This window comes from Methylobacterium ajmalii, assembly GCF_016613415.1.
Taxonomy (GTDB): Bacteria; Pseudomonadota; Alphaproteobacteria; order Rhizobiales; family Beijerinckiaceae; genus Methylobacterium; species Methylobacterium ajmalii.
On record NZ_JACWCT010000126.1, the window covers coordinates 1 to 18,534 of the forward strand.

General features: G+C 71.9%; 15 protein-coding genes and 1 rRNA gene. 11 read left to right on the forward strand and 5 right to left on the reverse strand.

Annotated elements, in window-relative coordinates; genetic code table 11:
* The first annotated feature begins 131 nt into the window (after nucleotides 1-131).
* A 5S ribosomal RNA gene (gene rrf, locus HPY23_RS23825) occupies nucleotides 132-247 on the forward strand.
* A gap of 331 nt (nucleotides 248-578) precedes the next feature.
* Here rrf and HPY23_RS23830 read toward each other — a convergent pair.
* The 3 genes from HPY23_RS23830 to rpsT all read right to left on the reverse strand — a co-directional run bounded on the left by HPY23_RS23830 (nucleotide 579) and on the right by rpsT (nucleotide 4,745).
* Nucleotides 579-2,600 carry an ATP-binding protein gene (locus tag HPY23_RS23830; RefSeq protein ID WP_200602037.1) on the reverse strand — a complete coding sequence of 674 codons (2,022 nt, stop codon included), beginning with the start codon at nucleotides 2,598-2,600 and terminating at the stop codon, nucleotides 579-581.
* 133 nt (nucleotides 2,601-2,733) lie between these two features.
* Nucleotides 2,734-4,272, reverse strand: a complete 1,539-nt coding sequence (locus HPY23_RS23835) for a YifB family Mg chelatase-like AAA ATPase (RefSeq protein WP_091887496.1) — start codon at nucleotides 4,270-4,272, stop codon at nucleotides 2,734-2,736.
* A gap of 197 nt (nucleotides 4,273-4,469) precedes the next feature.
* Nucleotides 4,470-4,745 (reverse strand): 30S ribosomal protein S20, encoded by a 276-nt coding sequence (rpsT, locus tag HPY23_RS23840; RefSeq protein ID WP_060848831.1) that lies wholly within the window; start codon nucleotides 4,743-4,745, stop codon nucleotides 4,470-4,472.
* Nucleotides 4,746-4,970: 225 nt separating this feature from the next.
* Here rpsT and HPY23_RS23845 point away from each other — a divergent pair, with 225 nt between their 5' ends.
* The 4 genes from HPY23_RS23845 to HPY23_RS23860 all read left to right on the forward strand — a co-directional run bounded on the left by HPY23_RS23845 (nucleotide 4,971) and on the right by HPY23_RS23860 (nucleotide 8,568).
* Entirely contained in the window at nucleotides 4,971-5,186 is a 216-nt protein-coding gene (locus HPY23_RS23845; RefSeq protein WP_060848832.1) for a hypothetical protein, read from the forward strand.
* A gap of 116 nt (nucleotides 5,187-5,302) precedes the next feature.
* Nucleotides 5,303-6,010, forward strand: coding sequence for a 7-cyano-7-deazaguanine synthase QueC (gene queC / locus HPY23_RS23850; RefSeq protein WP_091887498.1), 708 nt, complete (start codon nucleotides 5,303-5,305; stop codon nucleotides 6,008-6,010).
* A 66-nt stretch (nucleotides 6,011-6,076) separates the two neighbouring features.
* On the forward strand, nucleotides 6,077-7,243 hold the full coding sequence (locus HPY23_RS23855; protein WP_091887500.1) for an acetyl-CoA acetyltransferase: 1,167 nt from the start codon (nucleotides 6,077-6,079) through the stop codon (nucleotides 7,241-7,243).
* A gap of 20 nt (nucleotides 7,244-7,263) precedes the next feature.
* The gene (locus tag HPY23_RS23860) at nucleotides 7,264-8,568 is read left to right on the forward strand and encodes an MFS transporter (protein ID WP_091887501.1); all 1,305 of its coding nucleotides are present in this window, start codon (nucleotides 7,264-7,266) and stop codon (nucleotides 8,566-8,568) included.
* On the opposite strand, the gene HPY23_RS23865 is transcribed toward HPY23_RS23860, so the two are convergent.
* Nucleotides 8,510-8,782 (reverse strand): BolA family protein, encoded by a 273-nt coding sequence (locus HPY23_RS23865; RefSeq protein WP_048452134.1) that lies wholly within the window; start codon nucleotides 8,780-8,782, stop codon nucleotides 8,510-8,512. The two genes, HPY23_RS23860 and HPY23_RS23865, sit on opposite strands and share 59 nt — an antisense overlap.
* Nucleotides 8,783-8,916: 134 nt before the next feature.
* Here HPY23_RS23865 and HPY23_RS23870 point away from each other — a divergent pair, with 134 nt between their 5' ends.
* The 3 genes from HPY23_RS23870 to cobT all read left to right on the forward strand — a co-directional run bounded on the left by HPY23_RS23870 (nucleotide 8,917) and on the right by cobT (nucleotide 12,864).
* Nucleotides 8,917-9,543, forward strand: a complete 627-nt coding sequence (locus HPY23_RS23870; protein ID WP_060848836.1) for a J domain-containing protein — start codon at nucleotides 8,917-8,919, stop codon at nucleotides 9,541-9,543.
* Nucleotides 9,544-9,800: 257 nt separating this feature from the next.
* Nucleotides 9,801-10,784, forward strand: a complete 984-nt coding sequence (gene cobS, locus HPY23_RS23875; RefSeq protein ID WP_048428634.1) for a cobaltochelatase subunit CobS — start codon at nucleotides 9,801-9,803, stop codon at nucleotides 10,782-10,784.
* A gap of 178 nt (nucleotides 10,785-10,962) precedes the next feature.
* A complete protein-coding gene (gene cobT, locus HPY23_RS23880) occupies nucleotides 10,963-12,864 on the forward strand; it encodes a cobaltochelatase subunit CobT (RefSeq protein ID WP_091887503.1) in 1,902 nt (633 codons plus the stop codon).
* 369 nt (nucleotides 12,865-13,233) lie between these two features.
* On the opposite strand, the gene rpmB is transcribed toward cobT, so the two are convergent.
* On the reverse strand, nucleotides 13,234-13,524 hold the full coding sequence (gene rpmB / locus HPY23_RS23885) for a 50S ribosomal protein L28 (RefSeq protein ID WP_060848838.1): 291 nt from the start codon (nucleotides 13,522-13,524) through the stop codon (nucleotides 13,234-13,236).
* A 384-nt stretch (nucleotides 13,525-13,908) separates the two neighbouring features.
* Between rpmB and HPY23_RS23890 the strand changes: the two genes are divergently transcribed.
* The 3 genes from HPY23_RS23890 to HPY23_RS23900 all read left to right on the forward strand — a co-directional run.
* On the forward strand, nucleotides 13,909-14,859 hold the full coding sequence (locus HPY23_RS23890) for a DUF3108 domain-containing protein (RefSeq protein ID WP_060848839.1): 951 nt from the start codon (nucleotides 13,909-13,911) through the stop codon (nucleotides 14,857-14,859).
* Between the two features lie 6 nt (nucleotides 14,860-14,865).
* On the forward strand, nucleotides 14,866-15,186 hold the full coding sequence (locus HPY23_RS23895; protein WP_091887506.1) for a hypothetical protein: 321 nt from the start codon (nucleotides 14,866-14,868) through the stop codon (nucleotides 15,184-15,186).
* A 150-nt stretch (nucleotides 15,187-15,336) separates the two neighbouring features.
* Nucleotides 15,337-18,534: helicase-related protein (locus tag HPY23_RS23900; protein WP_200649683.1), on the forward strand; the 3,198-nt coding region annotated here is incomplete at its 3' end.

Genomic DNA, 18,534 nt, shown 5'->3' on the forward strand with positions numbered 1-18,534 from the left:
TAATCGCTCGATCGGCTTGATCGCTCTCATGATCCGTGTCCGGATCAGACCAACACCACACACGATGAAGACGGACCAGCAGCCCCAGCGGCTGCCGGTCGGCATGCTTGCCGAACGACGTGCTTGGCCGGTCTGGTGGTCAGAGCGGGGTGATCAGAACCCGATCCCATCTCGAACTCGGCCGTTAACCGCCCCAGCGCCCATGGTACTGTGTCTCAAGACACGGGAGAGTCGGTCACCGCCAGACCTGCCAAGCACGTCACACGTTCCCTCGTCACGATCCGAACACGACGAAGCCCGCCCGGCTCACGCCCGGCGGGCTTCGTCGTGTTCGGGCCCCCTCCCCCTCATGGCGTTCCCCGCACCATCGCTGCCCCTGCCCGCCGTAGCATCTCGCCGATCGGGTCCAGCCATGCCGCAGGACCGACAGCTCCCACCACCCGGCATGACCCGCAACGCTCGCGGTGTTCACGAACAGCCAGAGGACCCGACCGGGGTGAGCGCGTCGGCGTTACCCGCGGACGGACAGCACGAGGCTCCATATCCAACGGGGTCGAAGCGACGAGGGTCCGCGAAACTCATGCCGCGCGAGCCACCAGGAGGGGCGGCAGGGCCTTGAGATCGAGAGGCTTCGACAAGAAGCCGTCGAAGCCAGCCGCGCGGGCGGCGGCCTCGTCCTCGGCCTGGACGTTCGCGGTCAGCGCGACGAGCCGCAGTCGGGGCAGGTTCCGGTCGATTTCGTGGCGACGGACTTGCCGCGCGGTCTCGAGCCCGTCGAGGATCGGCATGCGGATATCGATGAGGGCGAGATCGAACGGTGTCGGCGAGGTGGCCGCCTCCTGCATCCGTGCCACCGCTTCAGCACCGTCGCGAGCCCACAGCACGCAAGCGCCGAGGCGCTCAAGCGCCTTGGTGGCCAGAAGCGCGTTGATCGGGTTGTCCTCCGCCAGCAGCACCCTCGGCCGATGGGAGGCCGGCCGGACCTGCTCCTTCGCCGCCTGCGGCGCCACGATCCGCGGCGGCGCCGGCTCGGCGAGGCGGGCGAGCAGCGACGTGAGCCGCACCGGCTTGATCAGGTAGCGATCGAAGCCCGCCGCCGCCGGCGAGCCGAAATCGCGCCGGTCGAACGGCGACAGCAGCACGATGCTGCGGGCGATGCCCGATTGCCGGGCCGCGGCAGCGACCCGGCGGACCGGCACGTCGCCGAGCGCCCGGTCGGCGACCACGGCCGTGAAGGCGTTTTCCCGCGACAGAGCCGCCAGGGCCGCGGCCTCGGTCTCCACCACCACCGCACCGGCGCCGGCCCGTCCGAGGCGGCGCGCGATGTAGGGCGCCTCGAAGGTGGCCGCAGCGACCACCAGCACGCTGTGCCCGGCGAGATCGGGTGCGTCCGGCCGCACCCGGCCGGGACCTTGCGGCAGCGGCAGATGCACCCGGAAGCAGCTCCCCTCGCCCGGCTCCGACACGACGTCGAGACGTCCACCCATGCGCTCGACGAGGCGCATGGTGATGGCGAGGCCGAGCCCCGTTCCCTCGTGGCGTCGGCTGGCGCTGCCGTCGCCCTGCTCGAACTCTTGGAACAGTACCGGCAGGCGGTCCGCGGGGATACCGGGGCCGGTATCGTGGACGGCGAGCGTCAACCCGCCCGGTTCCCAGGCGGCCGTGATGCCGACGCCGCCGGCATCGGTGAACTTCACCGCGTTGCCCGCGAGGTTGATCAGGATCTGCCGCACCCGGTCGGCATCGCCGACCAGGGTCGCCGGAAGAACCTCGATGTCGGCGGCGATCTCGAGGCCCTTGTCCTGGGCACGAGGTGCCAGCAACTCGACCACGCTCTCGACCAGGGCCGTAGGGTCGAACGGCTCCGCCGCGAGGTCGAGGCGGCCGGCCTCGATCTTCGAGAAATCGAGAATGCCGTCGATGAGCGAGAGGAGCGCCTCACCGGAGGTCTTCACCGCCGCGGCATAGGTGCGTTGCTCGGGGTTCAGGGGTGTTTCGAGCATCAGGTCGGCCATGCCCATGATGCCGTTGAGCGGCGTGCGAAACTCGTGGCTGACGCTGGCGAGGAAGCGGGATTTCGCCACGCTGGCCGCCTCGGCCCGGCTGCGGGCCTCCTCCAGGTAGCGGGCGGACTCGACCCGCTCGGTGACGTCGCGGCCCGCCCGCAGCACCTCGGGCCGGCCGTCGCGCCCGGTGGTCACGGTCTCGACGAAGGCAAACCAGCGCGGGGAGCCGCCGCCGGCGGGCACGATCGCCAGGTCGACCAGGCGGGCCCCGTCCGCCCGCTGGCGCATCTCGCCCGATTCCGCCACCTCCACCTCCCGGGTGGTGCCCAGCAGCGCCTCCGGCGTGGTGCCGAGCAGGGCGGCGAAGCCGTGATTGGCGAAGGTGATGCGGCCCTCGGCATCGCGCTGGACCACGAGCTCGATCTGTGCCTCGACCAGGCTGCGATAGCGTTCCTCGCTCTCCGAGGTGCGACAGACGAGGTCGTGCAGTCGCTCGACCTCGCCGTCCTGCCGGCTCCGGCGCTCGCCGCTCCAGCGCACCGCCAGCCAGGCGAGGGCCGCCGAGAGAGCGATCACCGCGCAGAACCACACCATCCCGCATCCTCCTGCGTCCCGCCCGAGGCTAGGCGGCGGAGCTGAAGGATGGGTTGGGAAAGTCGCTGAGCCGCAGGTTCAGCCGACGGCCGGGATTCGAGGGATGCGGATGACGGTTCTTTGACCTTGCGCGTCACGCGGCTGCCGGCCGCCGGTCGCTCCGGCTGCGGTAGGACAGCGCCTCGGCCAGGTGGAGCCGGCGCACCCGGGCCTCGCCGTCGAGGTCGGCGAGCGTGCGGGCGACGCGCAGGACCCGGTGGAAGCCGCGGGCCGAGAGCCGCATCGCGTCGGCCGCGTCGCGGATCAGCGCCATGCCCTCCGCGTCGGGCCGTGCGGCCTCCTCGATCAGAGTCGCGGGACAGGACGCGTTGGTTGTGCCGGCCGGCTGGCCGGCCTCGGCGTAGCGCCGCTCCTGCAGGGCGCGGGCCGCAGCGACGCGGGCGGCGGCATCGGCCGAACCCTCGTCGGGCGGCGGCAGGATCAGGTCGGCAGCGGTGACGGCCGGGACCTCGATCTGCAGGTCGATCCGGTCGAGGAGCGGGCCGGAGAGCCGGGCCTGGTACTGGGCGACGCAGCGCTCGTTGGGGCCGCGCCGGCAGGCAAAGCCCGGCTCGGTCGCCTGGCCGCAGCGGCACGGATTCATCGCTGCGACGAGCTGGAACCGGGCCGGGTAGGTGACCCGGTGGTTGGCCCGGGCGATCATCACGTTTCCGGTCTCGAGCGGCTGGCGCAGGGAATCGAGCACTTGGCCGTTGAACTCGGGCAATTCGTCGAGGAAGAGCACGCCGCCATGGGCGAGCGAGACCTCGCCGGGCCGCGCACCGAGGCCGCCGCCGACCAGAGCCGCCATCGAGGCGGAGTGATGCGGCGCCCGGAACGGCCGGCGGTTGGACAGCGCACCGTCCTTCAGCGTCCCGGCCACCGACTGGATCATCGAGACTTCGAGGAGCTCGCGGGGCCCGAGCGGCGGCAGGATCGAGGGCAGCCGGGCTGCGAGCATCGACTTGCCGGCGCCCGGCGGGCCGTTCATCAGGAGGTTGTGAGATCCTGCCGCGGCGATCTCGAGCGCGCGCTTGGCGCCCTCCTGGCCCTTGATCTCGCGCAGGTCCGGCAGCACGCCGGCCGGGGCGGCCACCGCCGGCACGGGCCGGGCCATCACCTGCGTGCCCTTGAAGTGGTTGGCGAGCTGGATCAGGGAGCGGGGTGCCAGCACGTCCATGTCGCCGGCGGCCCAGGCGGCTTCCGGGCCGCTCGCCGCCGGGCAGATCAGGCCTAGACCCCGGGCATTGGCCGCCATCGCGGCCGGCAGCACGCCTGCCACCGCCGTGAGGCTGCCGTCGAGCGCCAGCTCGCCCAGCACGCAGTAGCCGGAGAGCGCGTCCGCCGGCAGGGCGCCGATGGCGCACATCATGCCGAGCGCGATCGGCAGATCGTAGTGCGAGCCTTCCTTGGGCAGGTCGGCGGGAGCGAGGTTGACGGTGATGCGCTTGGCCGGCAGCGCGAGACCGGAGGCGATCAGGGCCGAACGCACCCGCTCGCGGGATTCGGCCACCGCCTTGTCGGGCAATCCGACCACCGTGAAGGCGACGGCGCCGGGGGTGATCTGCACCTGGACGTCGACGGCGCGTGCCTCGATTCCCTCGAAGGCGACGGTGGCGACGCGGGTGACCATGCGGGCGGGACTTTCGGGCTGCTGTCCTGCCGCAACGTTAGTGGGCGCACCCACCGGGTACAACCCAGATCTGAAAAACAGTTCTCCGGACACGAAAAAGCCCGGCGCGAGGGCCGGGCCATTTCCTCTCGGTCCACGGACCCCGTACGCCCGTCGGCGCGACGCGGATCCGTGGCGAAGCGTTGCGCTGGCGCGCGTTACGCCTGGGCGGCCTGCAGGCCCTTCACGCGGGCGGCGAGGCGCGAGACCTTCCGAGACGCGGTGTTCTTGTGCACGATCCCCTTCTGGGAGGCGCGCATGATCTCGGGCTCGGCGCTGCGCAGGGCGGTCATGGCGGTGCCGTGATCGCCGGACTCGATCGCCTCCTCGACCTTGCGGATGAAGGTGCGCATGCGGCTGCGGCGCGAGCGGTTGACTGCCGTACGCTTGGCAATCTTGCGGGTCATCTTCTTGGCCGACACGGTGTTGGCCATCGGCGTTCCTCATTCTCAAAGCGAGGCCCGAGCGATCCCGGCGGGATCGTGGCGTCGCGTGTCAGGGCATGGAAGCACGGGCAACCCGCCGGACGAAAGCCCGCAGGTCCGCGATCCGCGGTCTATAGACGCGACCGGGTGGATCGTCAACGCCGGACTCTCTCCGGCATCGGAACACCCTGACGCGTCATTGGTTGAGCTTCTCACAAGACACGGGAGATCACCATGATCCGCTCCGCTTCCCTCCTCGCCGCCGGCCTTCTCGCGCTCGGCGCCGTCGCGGTCCCGCACCAAGCCGAGGCCAAGGGCTGCATCAAGGGCGCCATCGTCGGCGGGCTCGCCGGCAAGGCGGTCGGCCACGGCAAGGCCGGCGCCGCGGCCGGTTGCGCCGTCGGCCACCACAATGCCAACAAGAAGGCGAGCCAGGCCCAGGGCCAGTAGGCACAGGGTCCTTGGGCGCAGGGTCCTTGGTCGCAGGCCGGTAGGCCGCGCCCGGCGACGGGACTATAAGGGGGCGGCTCCGGAAACGGGGCCGCCCTTTCGCGTGTGGAGCCCGCATGACGTCCCCCGACGGCGCCCTGGTCCTGTTTTCCGGCGGACAGGATTCCGCCACCTGCCTCGCCTGGGCCCTCGACCGCTTCGCCCATGTCGAGACCCTCGGCTTCGATTACGGCCAGCGCCATCGCATCGAGCTCGATTGCCGCGCGCAGCTGCGGGCCGAGATGACCCGGATCGTGCCGGCCTTCGCCGGGCGGCTCGGCGACGACCACACGCTCTCCCTCGGGGCGCTCGGAGAGGTATCCGAGACCGCGCTCACCCGGGACACCGCCATCGCCATGGAGGCGGGCGGCCTGCCCAACACCTTCGTGCCGGGCCGCAACCTCGTCTTCCTGACCTTCGCGGCGGCCCTGGCCTATCGGCGCGGCCTGCGCCACATCGTGGGCGGCATGTGCGAGACGGATTTTTCCGGTTACCCCGATTGCCGCGACGACACGATCAAGGCGCTGCAGGTGGCGCTCAACCTCGGCATGGATCGCCGCTTCGTGCTACACACGCCGCTGATGTGGATCGACAAGGCCGAGACCTGGCGGCTCGCCCGCGACCTCGGCGGCGAGGTCCTGGTCGACCTGATCGTGCGCGAGAGCCACACCTGCTATCTCGGCGAGCGCGGCGCGCTGCATGCCTGGGGCCATGGCTGCGGCACCTGCCCGGCCTGCGCGCTGCGTGCCGCCGGCTATGCGCGCTTCCGCGCCGAGGATGCGTGAGCGGCGCTTGCCCGCCGCCCTCCCGTTCGCGCAGAGTGCGCCGCAAAGAATGGGAGGACACCTGACATGACCGCCTGCATCGTCGGCTGGAGCCACACGCCGTTCGGCAAGCACGATTCCGAGACCGTCGAGAGCCTGATCGTCCGCGTGACGAACGAGGCGCTCGCCCATGCGGGGATCGGCCCGCAGGACGTCGACGAGATCGTGCTCGGCCACTACAACGCCGGCTTCACCCCGCAGGACTTCACCGCCTCCCTGGTGCTCCAGGCCGATGACGGGTTCCGGTTCAAGCCGGCGACCCGGGTCGAGAATGCCTGCGCCACCGGCTCGGCGGCGGTGCACCAGGGCATCAAGACCATCGAGGCGAAGCGCGCCCGGGTGGTGCTGGTGGTCGGCGTCGAGCAGATGACCCGCACGCCGGGCCCCGAGATCGGCAAGACCCTGCTCAAGGCCTCCTACCTGCCGGAGGACGGCGACAACCCGGCGGGCTTTGCCGGCGTGTTCGGTAACATCGCCGGGGCCTACTTCCAGCGCCACGGCGACCAGTCCGACGCGCTGGCGATGATCGCCGCCAAGAACCACCACAACGGCGTCCAGAACCCGTACGCGCAGATGCGCAAGGATCTCGGCTTCGAGTTCTGCCGGACCGAGTCCGACAAGAATCCGTTCGTGGCGGGCCCCCTCAAGCGCACCGACTGCTCGCTGGTCTCGGACGGCGCCGCCGCGGTCGTGCTCGCCGACACCGAGACGGCGCTCCGCATGCGCCGTGCCGTCGCCTTCCGGGCAACCGCGCATGCGCAGGACTTCCTGCCGATGTCGAAGCGCGACGTGCTGAAGTTCGAGGGCGCAGCCGCGGCCTGGGCGCGGGCGCTCAGCCAGGCCGGCATCACCCTCGACGACCTGTCGCTGGTCGAGACCCACGACTGCTTCACCGTCGCTGAGCTCATCGAGTACGAGGCGATGGGCCTGACCCGAGAGGGGCGCGGCGCCGACGCGATCCGCGAGGGCTGGACCACCAAGGTGGGCAAGCTGCCGGTCAACGCGTCGGGCGGGCTGAAGGCCAAGGGCCACCCGATCGGCGCCACCGGCGTGTCGATGCACGCGCTGTCGGCGATGCAGCTCTGCGGCGAGGCCGGCGGCATGCAGATTCCCGATGCGACGCTCGCCGGGGTGTTCAACATGGGCGGCGTCGCGGTGGCGAACTACGTCAGCGTGCTCGAGCGCATCAAGTAGGGAATGGGGGTCGCAGGACCATGACGGCGTTCCTGGTCCTGCTGCTCGCCTACACGATCAGCCAGTTCGACCGCGGCTTCCTGGCGATGGTCGCGCCAGATCTCGGGCCCGACCTCGGCCTCGCGCCCTCCGACCTGGCGCTGCTCTCGGCCGGCTGGTTCCTGGCCTTCGCGGTCGGCCAGGTCCCAACCGGGCTCCTCCTCGACCGGATCGGGCCGCGGCGCACCGTGGCGGGGTTCCTGGTGCTGGCGGCCCTCGGCGCCGGGCTCCTCGGCCTCGCCCAGGGCTTTGCCGGTGCCGCCTGCGCCATGGCGCTGATCGGCCTCGGCTGCGCGCCGGCCCTGATGGGCGGGCTCTACCTGTTCGGGCGGTCCTATCCGCCCGAGCGCTTCGCCATGCTGTCCTCGCTGATGATCGGGCTCGGCACCTCGGGCGACCTCCTCGGTTCCACGCCGCTGGCGCTCGCCAGCCACGCCTTCGGCTGGCGCACGATCCTGTTCGGCCTCGCCCTCGTCACCCTGGCGGCGGCGGGTCTGATCCTGTGGTTGATCGCGGACCCGCCGCGTCTGGCCGATCCGGCCAAGGGCTCGGGTAAGGGTTCGGACAGGACATCGGTCTGGCGCGGCTTCGCGGACGTCGCCCGGATGCGGGCCCTGTGGCCGGTCTTCCCGGTGGTGTTCGTGAGCTACGCCGTCGTGATCGCGACCCGCTCGCTCTGGGTCGGGTCGTATCTCGGCGCCGTCCACGGCCTCGACGCGCTCCAGCGCGGCAACGGCACCCTCGCGATGAGCGCCGCCATGGCGGCCGGCGCGATCGGGTACGGGCCGCTGGAGCGGCTGGTGCGCGATCCCAAGCGCACGGCCTTCGCGGGCTGCCTCGTGACCGGGCTGGCGCTCTCAGGGCTCGGCGTGTTCGGCAGCGGCTCCACCGCGTTGGCCGTCGCGCTGCTGGCACTGACCGGTGCGGCCGGCCTGAGCTACGGGATCCTGATGGCCCATGCCCGGCGGTTCTTCCCGGCCCACCTGCTGGGGCGCGGCGTCGCTTTCATGAACATCGTCTTCATGGGCGGGGCGGCAGCGATCCAGGGCCTGTCGGCCCTGTTCGTGCTGGAGACCGGCGGCCTCGGCCCCGACGCGCTCTACGGCCGGCTGTTCCTGGCTTACGGGCTGGCGCTCCTCGCCGCCACCGCGGTCTATGCGGCTGCGCCGCGGGAGCCGGCTTTCGGGTCGCGCGCTTCCGGTGACCCGGAGCGCGGGACTACCGGCGCTACCCCGCCTCCCCCGGCGTCCGCGCCCGCAGCGCCAGGGCGTGGAGCCCGCGCTTGAAGGCATCGTCGAGGAGCGCGTTCACCATGCGGTGGCGCTCGACCCGGCTCTTTCCCTCGAAGGCCGCCGACACCACGTCGAGTCGGAAGTGAGTTTCCCCGCCTTCCCGCCAGCCGGAATGGCCGGCATGCTGGTGTGATTCGTCGACGACGCTGAGCGCCGTCGGCGCCAGCCGCTCTTCCAGCGTCGTCCTGATCCAGTCGCCCAGGCTCATCGCGCACCCGTCCTTAACCTGCTTCGGATCGAGTGGCCGGAGCGGGCATCCCCCGTCAAGCCGTCCGGTTCCGCCTGCGGCATCAGGCCCGGAGCCCTTGTGCCCGTCCCCCCGCCCCTCATAATCGCCCTGTCATGGATCTGAACTCGCCCCTGTTCGACCGCATCCGCATCCGGCCCTCGTGCGACGAGCCGAAGAAGGCCGAGGGTCCGGCCTGCGACCGGCCGGGCTGCACCCAGCCGGGGCTCCACAAGGCGCCCAAGGGGCGCAAGCAGGAGGGCCAGTACTGGCGCTTCTGCATGCAGCACGTGCGCGAGTACAACGCGTCCTACAACTACTTCGACGGGATGAACGACGCCGCCGTCCAGGCCTACCAGAAGGACGCGGTGATCGGGCACCGGCCGACCTGGGCGATGGGCGTCAACCCGGGGGCCAAGACCGGCGCGAAGCCCGACACGCCGCAGCGCGACTGGGACTACGTCGATCCCCTCGGCATCCTGCGCGGCGAGGGCGCGGGCCCCGCCGCCTCGCGCCGCGCCCGGGCCGAACCGCCGCCGCCGCGCTATTCGGCGCCGGTGCGCAAGGCGCTCGACGTGCTCGGCCTCGACGAGAGCGCCGACTCCGCGGCGATCAAGGCACAGTACAAGGCGCTGGTGAAGCGCTTCCACCCCGATGCCAACGGTGGCGACCGGTCGTTCGAGGACCGCCTGCGCGACATCATCAAGGCCCACGACACCCTGCGGGGCGCCGGCCTGTGCTGAGCCCGGCCCCGGCCAGGTCGCCGGCTTCCGGGTCGCCGGCTTCCTGGCCGGTCCCGCGCCGGGCACGGATCTCGCATCCCTGATCCGGCGCGAAGGGGGGTCGAAACGCGGCGCCTGCCCCATATATCCGGGTCAGGCACGTTTGCGCCGGCTTCCCCCGCAGCTTAAGGACAAGCGGCGCCCGCCGGTCTCCTCCGCGCCGTCGCGACATTCGCAGGCCGCCCATGCCGGGCCGGCCTGCCCCGACGAGGCTCCGTATGCTTGCTGAAGACACGCCACCCGCACTCCCGGACACGACCGTCTCGGTGCGCAAGGTGTTCGGGATCGATTCGAACCTCGAGGTCCCGGCCTTCTCGGCCACCGACGAGCACGTGCCGGATCTCGATCCGGACTACCTGTTCGACCGCGAGACCACCCTGGCGATCCTGGCCGGCTTCGCCCGCAACCGCCGGGTGATGATCACCGGCTATCACGGCACCGGCAAGTCCACCCACGTCGAGCAGGTCGCGGCCCGGCTGAACTGGCCCTGCATCCGCATCAACCTCGACAGCCACGTCTCGCGCATCGACCTCGTCGGCAAGGACGCGATCGTGCTCAAGGACGGCAAGCAGGTCACCGCCTTCCAGGACGGCATCCTGCCCTGGGCGCTGCAGAACAACGTCGCGCTGGTCTTCGACGAGTACGATGCCGGCCGGCCGGACGTGATGTTCGTGATCCAGCGCGTGCTCGAGGTGTCGGGCCGCCTGACGCTCCTCGACCAGAAGCGGGTGATCCGGCCCCATCCCGGCTTCCGCCTGTTCGCCACCGCCAACACGGTCGGCCTCGGCGACACCTCGGGCCTGTATCACGGCACCCAGCAGATCAACCAGGGCCAGATGGACCGCTGGTCGATCGTCACCACCCTCAACTACCTGCCGCACGACCGCGAGGTCGACATCGTGCTCTCCAAGGCGCCGCATTACCGCGGCGAGGGCGGGCGCGACATCGTCAACAAGATGGTGCGGGTGGCCGACCTCACCCGCAACGCCTTCATCAACGGCGACCTGTCGACCGTGATGAGCCCGCGCACGGTGATCACCTGGGCCGAGAACGCCGACATCTTCAACGATATCGGCTTCGCGTTCCGGGTCACCTTCCTCAACAAGTGCGACGAGCTGGAGCGCGCGCTGGTGGCCGAGTTCTACCAGCGCTCCTTCGGCAAGGAGCTGCCCGAGAGCGCGGTCAACGTCGCGCTGAGCTGACGGCGCCGAACCCATCGTCCGACGGCCGGGCCCGGTCCCGTTGCGCGAGCGCCCGTCAGGGTGCCCGCGCGCGGAACCGGGCCCGGCCGGGACGACGATGGTGCCTCCCGGGCGCTCGTGCGGCAGGCCTCGATGCTGCATCCCTTCGACCTCGACTCGCTGAAGAAGTAGCCGCGCCATGTCCATCTCCAACCGCAAGCCCGGCGAGAAGCGCGAGTCCGTCGCCGAGCCGCTGAAGCGCTCGGTGGCCGGGACGTTGCGGGCCATCGCCCGCAAGGCCGAGATCGAGGTCACCTTCGCGACCGACCGGCCGGCGCTCACCGGCGACAAGGCCCGCCTGCCCGAGCCGCCGCGCAAGCTGTCCCCCGGCGACGTCGCGATCCTGCGCGGCCACGCCGACTCGATGGCGCTGCGCCTCGCCTGCCACGACAACGCCGTCCACCGCCGCCTGGCACCCGAGAACGCCGCCGCCCGCGCGGTCTACGACGCGGTCGAGCAGGCCCGGGTCGAGGCGATCGGCTCTCGCCGGATGGCCGGTGTGGCCGGCAACCTCACGGCGATGCTGGAGGACCGCTACCACCGCGGCGGCAAGTACGAGGAGATCACCGACCGGGCCGACGCGCCGCTGGAAGATGCCGTCGCCCTGATGGTGCGCGAGCGCTTGACCGGCCAGGCGCCGCCGCAGGCCGCGCAGCGAATCGTCGGGCTGTGGCGCGAGTTCATTGAGGACCGGGCCGGGCGCAACCTCGACGGGCTGATGGGCACCATCGAGGACCAGCGCGCCTTCGCCCGCTCGGTGCGCGACCTGCTCTCCTCCCTCGACATGGCGGACGAGGCCCCCCTCGACCCCGACGACGAGGAGAACGACGACGAGAACGAGGCCGAGTCCGACGAGCAGCAGGCCGGCGAGGGCGAGGCCGAGCAGCAGAGCCAGGGTGACCGGGCCGAGATGGAGGTCTCGGACGAGGCCTCCGACGAGATCGAGGAAGGCGCCACCGAGGCCGCCGACGCGCCGTCGGGCGAGTTGCCGGAGGATGCCGAGGACGCCGATTCGGAGGAAGCCTCCGAGTCGTGGCGCCCGCCGGGCCCGCGGGCGAACGAGCCGCGCGGCCCCGACTACAAGGTGTTCTCGCAGAAATACGACGAGGTCATCCACGCCGAGGACCTGTGCGACGCCGACGAGCTGGCGCGGCTGCGCTCCTACCTCGACAAGCAGCTCGCCCACCTGCAGGGCGTGGTCGGGCGCCTCGCCAACCGCCTGCAGCGGCGGCTCCTGGCGCAGCAGAACCGTGCCTGGGAGTTCGACCTGGAGGAAGGCCAGCTCGACCCGGCCCGCCTCGTGCGCGTCGTGATCGACCCCCATCAGCCGCTCTCGTTCAAGCACGAGAAGGACACCAACTTCCGCGACACGGTCGTTACCCTGCTCCTCGACAATTCGGGCTCGATGCGCGGCCGGCCGATCACCGTGGCGGCGACCTGTGCCGACATCCTGGCCCGCACGCTGGAGCGCTGCGGCGTCAAGGTGGAGATCCTCGGCTTCACCACCCGGGCCTGGAAGGGCGGGCAGTCGCGCGAGGCGTGGCTGCAATCGGGCAAGCCGCCGACCCCGGGCCGCCTCAACGACCTGCGCCACATCGTCTACAAGTCGGCCGACGCGCCGTGGCGGCGGGCGCGCAAGAACCTTGGGCTGATGATGCGCGAGGGCCTGCTCAAGGAGAACATCGACGGCGAGGCGCTGGACTGGGCCCACAAGCGCCTGCTCGGCCGGCCCGAGCAGCGCCGCATCCTGATGGTGATCTCCGACGGCGCCCCGGTCGACGACTCGACCCTCTCGGTCAACCCGGGCAACTACCTGGAGCGCCACCTGCGCTACGTGATCGACGAGATCGAGATCCGCTCGCCGGTGGAGCTACTCGCCATCGGCATCGGCCACGACGTGACCCGCTACTACCGCCGGGCCGTCACCATCATCGACGCCGAGGAGCTCGGCGGGGTAATGACCGAGAAGCTGGCCGAGTTGTTCGAGGAGGATGGCGGCCCGGTGCCGAGGCGCAGGATGGTGGCCGGCGGGCGGCGCTGACGGTCAGCGCCGTCCTCCGAGCCTGATCGACCGATTCTCCGATCGGTCGGGCACGACCGCCTCGAACTCGCTGCGCCATCCTGGGGCTCGCCGCAGGCGAGAACCCGGGATCCATAACTGCCGGTTATGCAAGAACCAGGTGATCGGCGTTACGCCTCCTCCTGTGCCGTCGGCGGTGATGGATCCCGGGCTCCGCTGCGCGGCCCCAGGATGACGATGGAGGGTATGAAGGCCGCTGGCGGACGCGAACGACCCGAAAAGCGTATCGACGGCCAACGCGAAAAACCCCCGGGTGCCAGCGGCACATCCGGGGGTTTTTCGTCGTCGTCCCGAGGAAGGAGGCGCCGGGCGCCTCCACCGCGAAGAAGATCAGGCCGCCTCGGCCAGCTTCTTCTCGATCTCGCGCTTCAGCAGGCGGGCGTTCTGGGACAGCTCGGTCTCGCCGGCCTTGACCAGGAACGCGTCGAGGCCGCCGCGGTGCTCGACCGTGCGCAGGGCGTTCGCCGAGACGCGCAGGCGGACCGAACGGCCGAGCGTGTCGGACAGCAGCGTGACGTTGCACAGGTTCGGGAGGAACCGGCGCTTGGTCTTGTGGTTCGAGTGGCTCACGAGGTGGCCGGTGAGCACCCCCTTACCGGTGAGCTCGCAGCGACGCGACATGGTCTTCTATCCTCAACTGGTCATCGTTCGGCGAGGGACCACGCAACGCGAGAGCCGGGCGTGCTGCGCACCCCGGCATGAACCGGACCCCGCGAAGTCCCTGGAAAGCACGCGCCTATAGAGGGGGAAGGCGGGTCCCGTCAAGGCGGGAGCCGCCGATCGCGAGGGGCGCAGGACCTCGACGGCTGCGATTGTCGCAGCCCACGGGCATCCCGGTCAAGCGATCCGGGCGATGCCGGCCGGGGGCGCCGGCCGAGCCGGGTCCGGTCGAGGATGCGGGGCCGCGCCGGCGAGACGATCCGTTAACCCTAACCGCGCCACGATAGGGCCAGATTCTCCCCGCCTCCTCGGCGGCAGGCGACGGCGATCGAGATCGGTTCCCGCATGCGTTCCAAGCCCTTCCACCCGACAAGGGCCTTCCTCCCGACAAGGGCCTTCCCCTCGGCTCGGGCCCTCCTCCCGCTCGCCCTGGCGGCGGCACTCTCCCTCCCGGCCGGCGAGGCGACCCCGGCCAAGGCCGCGCGCAGCCGCGCGCCGAAGGCCGGCGAGACCGCCGTCACGGTCGATTACGGCATCATGCTGGCCGGCGTGCCGATCGGGACCGCGCAGGTGACGGGGGCGATCGAGGGTCCGCGCTACACGATGGACGTTAGCGCCCGCCTCACCGGGCTCGTCGGGGCGATCACCGGCGGCTACGGCTCGGGCCGGGCGAGCGGCACGGTCACGGCCAAGCCGGTGCCCGCGGCCTTCGCGCTCTCCTCCCACAGCGCAAGCGCCTCGATCACCGTGCGGATGGCGCTCGCCCGCGGCAACGTCGTGGCCTCCGACATCGCCCCGCCGCTGGTGCCGGACCCCGAGCGCGTGACCGTCAGCGAGGTGCACAAGCGCGGCGTCATCGACCCGGTGAGCGCCCTGATGATGCCGGCGCAAGGGCGCGGCGAGCTCATCGACCCACAGAACTGCAACCGCACCATCCCGGTCTTCGACGGCGCGAGCCGGTTCAACGTCGTGCTGAGCTACGGCGAGACCCGCAGCGTCCAGAAGCCCGGCTATGCCGGGCCGATCCTGGTCTGCAACGCCCGCTACCAGCCGATCGCCGGCCACCGGCCCGACCGGCCGGGGGTGAAGTTCATGGAGGACAACACCGAGATGTCGGTGTGGCTCGCCCCCGTCGAGGGGACGCGGGTGCTGCTGCCGCTCCGCATCGCGGTGCGGACCCAGCTCGGCCTCAACATCATCGAGGCGACGCGCTGGTCGCGCAGCGGGCAAGGGCCGGCCGAGGCGGTCGCGCAGGCCGCCGCCCAGCCGGTCGAGACCCCGACGGACGGGCGCTGAGCACCGATGCGCGCGCTCGCCCTCCTGCTCCTCCTGGTGCCGGCCCCGGCGCTGGCGAACGGGCCCGACTGCGGCGGCGACGCCTATTCCTCGGCCGTGGTCGGCCCCAACCCGCCGGGGCCCCTCACCGCGGTGCCGGACACGCTCTGCGCCGATCTCGAGCCCGGTCCGGCGGCCGGCACGCGGATCGACGTGATCGCCCCGGGCCTCGCCCCGCCCTACGGCGATCGGCCGCCGCCATATGGCGATCGGTACGCCCCCGCCCCATATGGGGGGAGGCCGCCGCTGGGGCCGCGTCCGCTCTACGGTCGCGGTCCGGAGCGCTGACGGGGCCGCGGCGCGATCCTCGGCGCCGTGAAGCCCGACACGACGCGGCGGCCGCGCCGGAGCCCTTCGTCAGGGCCGCCGGAGGGCCTCTCGCCAGGTCCCCGGAGAACCCGGTTCCGCCCCCGGCCCCGAGGACTTCAGCCCCGCCCGATGACGCGCCGCTCCCTCTCTCCGCAGGCCCGCTTGCGCGGCGCCACGGCGGTGCTCGGTCCGACCAATACCGGCAAGACCCACCTCGCCATCGAGCGGATGCTCGGCCACCCGACCGGCATGATCGGCCTGCCGCTGCGGCTGCTCGCCCGCGAGGTCTATCACCGCGTCGTCGAGCGGGTCGGCCCCGAGCGGGTCGCCCTGGTCACCGGCGAGGAGAAGATCAAGCCGAACCGCCCGAGCTACTGGATCTGCACCGCCGAGGCGATGCCGCGGGACAACGAGGTCGATTTCGTCGGCATCGACGAGATCCAGCTCGGGGCCGACCGCGACCGCGGCCACACCTTCACCGACCGCCTGCTGCACCAGCGCGGGCGCGAGGAGACGCTGCTGATCGGCTCGGCCACGATGGAGCCGCTGGTCAAGTCGCTGATCCCGGGCATCCACGTCACGACGCGCCCCCGCCTGTCGCAGCTGAGTTTTGCCGGCAGCCGCAAGCTCTCGCGCCTGCCCCACCGCAGCGCCATCGTGGCGTTCTCGGCCGAGGAGGTCTACGCCATCGCCGAGTTGCTGCGGCGCCAGCGCGGCGGCGCCGCGGTGGTGCTCGGCGCGCTTTCGCCGCGCACCCGCAACGCCCAGGTCGAGCTCTACCAGTCCGGCGAGGTCGATTATCTCGTGGCGACCGACGCGGTCGGGATGGGGCTCAACCTCGACGTCGACCACGTCGCCTTCGCGTCGAACCGCAAGTACGACGGCACGCGCTTTCGCGACCTCTCCCCGTCCGAGATGGCGCAGATCGCCGGCCGCGCCGGCCGCCACCTGCGCGACGGCACCTTCGGCACCACCGGACGCTGCCCGCCCCTCGACGCCGAGATGGTCGAGGCGCTGGAGAGCCACACCTTCGAGCCGTTGCGGATGCTGCAATGGCGCAACCCCGACCTCGATTTCCGCTCGGTCGACGCGCTGCGCCGCAGCCTCGGCGAGCATCCGAGCGAGCGCGGGCTCACCCGCGCGCCGACCGGCGACGACGAGGCCGCCCTCGACCTCCTCGCCAAGGAGGACGACATCCGCGACTACGCCACGTCGCGCAGCGCGGTCGAGCGGCTGTGGCAGGTCTGCGGCGTGCCGGACTACCGCAAGTCTGCGATCCAGACCCACGCCGACCTCATCGCCCAGCTCTTCCGCTTCCTGATGCGGGGCATGGCCGGACGCATCCCGGTCGACTGGTTTTCGCAGCACGTCGCCATGGTCGACCGCACCGACGGGGACATCGACGCCCTGTCGCAGCGCATCGCCCACGTGCGCACCTGGACCTTCGTGGCGAACCGACCCGACTGGCTCGCCGACCCGGAGCATTGGCAGGGCGAGACGCGTCGGGTAGAGGACAGGCTGTCCGACGCCCTGCACGAGCGGCTGGCGAGTCGATTCGTCGATCGGCGCACCAGCGTGCTGATGCGGCGCCTGAGAGAGAATACCATGTTGGAAGCTGAGATCACCGCGGGCGGCGACGTGACGGTCGAGGGACAGCACGTCGGCCACCTGCACGGATTCCAGTTCGTGCCGGATCCCGGTGCCGAAGGCCAGGAAGCCAAGACCCTGCGCAGCGCGGCCGAGAAGGCGCTGGCGAGCGAGATCGAGGCGCGGGCGGACCGGTTCGCCGCCGCGGCGGACGCGGCGCTGGTGCTCTCGAACGACGGCACGATCCGCTGGACCGGAAACCCGGTCGCCAAGCTGGTCCCGGGCGAGAAGCTCTACGCCCCCGGCCTGCGCCTGCTCGCCGACGAGCAGCTCACGGGCGCCGCCCGCGAGAAGGTCGAGGGCCGCCTCGAGGCCTGGCTGAAGGCCCATATCGTGCGCCTGCTCGGCCCGGCGCTGGAACTCGAGACCGCCGCCGACGTGACCGGTCTCGCCCGCGGCATCGGCTTCCAGGTCGCGGAGGCGCTCGGCGTGCTGGAGCGCGCCAAGGTCCTCAACGAGATGCGCAGCCTCGACCAGGACGGTCGCGGGGCCCTGCGCAAGCACGGCGTGCGCTTCGGCGCCTACCACATCACCATGCCGGCGCTGCTCAAGCCCGCGCCGCGCACGCTGGCAGCGCAGCTCTGGGCGCTGCAGAACGGCGGCCTCGACCAGCGCGGCCTCGACGAGATCGCGCATCTCGCGGGCTCCGGCCGCACCTCGATGCCGGTCGATCCCGAGATCGCCAAGGGCCTCTACCGCGCGGCCGGCTTCCGGGTCTGCGGCGGCCGGGCGGTGCGCGTCGACATCCTGGAGCGCCTGGCCGACCTGATCCGCCCGGCCATCGCCTACGTGCCCGGCACCACCCCGGGCGAGCCGCCTCCGGGCGCGGCCGACAAGGACGGCTTCGTGCCGACCGTCGGCATGACCTCGCTGGTCGGCTGCTCGGGCGAGGACTTCGCTTCGATCCTGAAGTCGCTCGGCTACGTCGTCGACCGCCGGCCCGGCCCGGCCATCACGGTCGCCCTGCGCCCGTCCGCCCCGACGGTGCCGGTGCAGCCCAGGACTGCCGAGGAGACCGCCGCGACCGCGACCGACGGCGAAGCCGGCGAGACGGCTCAGGACCCCGCCGCGCAGGAAGATGCCCCTCAGGAAACCGGGGCTCAGGAAACCTCCACTCAGGACGCTGTCCCCCAGGACGGTTCCGACCACGGCAACCCGGCCCCCGAGGCCGTGACCGCCGATGCGCCGGCCGACGAGGCACCGGCCGAGGCTTCGATGGAGGACGCTCCCGTCGAGGCGGCCGCCGCCGAGGAGCCCGCTCCGACGGCGGAAGCGGTGGGCGACGAGGCTGCGGTCGCGACGGGCGAGCCCGAGACGGCCGAGGCCACCGAGGGCGCCTCCGACGAGGGCCGGTCCGAGCCTGTCGCGGCTGCCGGGGCCGAGGCGGGTGCCGAGGACGCCGCTGCTGCGGATGCTCCCGCCGAGCCGGCCGAGCCGATCGTCATCGAGGTGTGGCGGATGCACCGCCACCAGCGCAACCACGCGCCGCGTCACCAAGGCCGCGGCCGTCCCCAGGACGGCCAGGGCCCGCGCGAGGGCCAGCAGCGCGACCGCTCCCGCGGCTTCCCGCGCCCGGACCAGCGTCCGGAAGGCGGCGAGGGCGCGCCGGCCGAGCAGCGGGCCAACCGCTCCGGCCCGCGCGAGGGGCAGCGCTGGGGCGACCGGCGCCCGGCGGAGAAC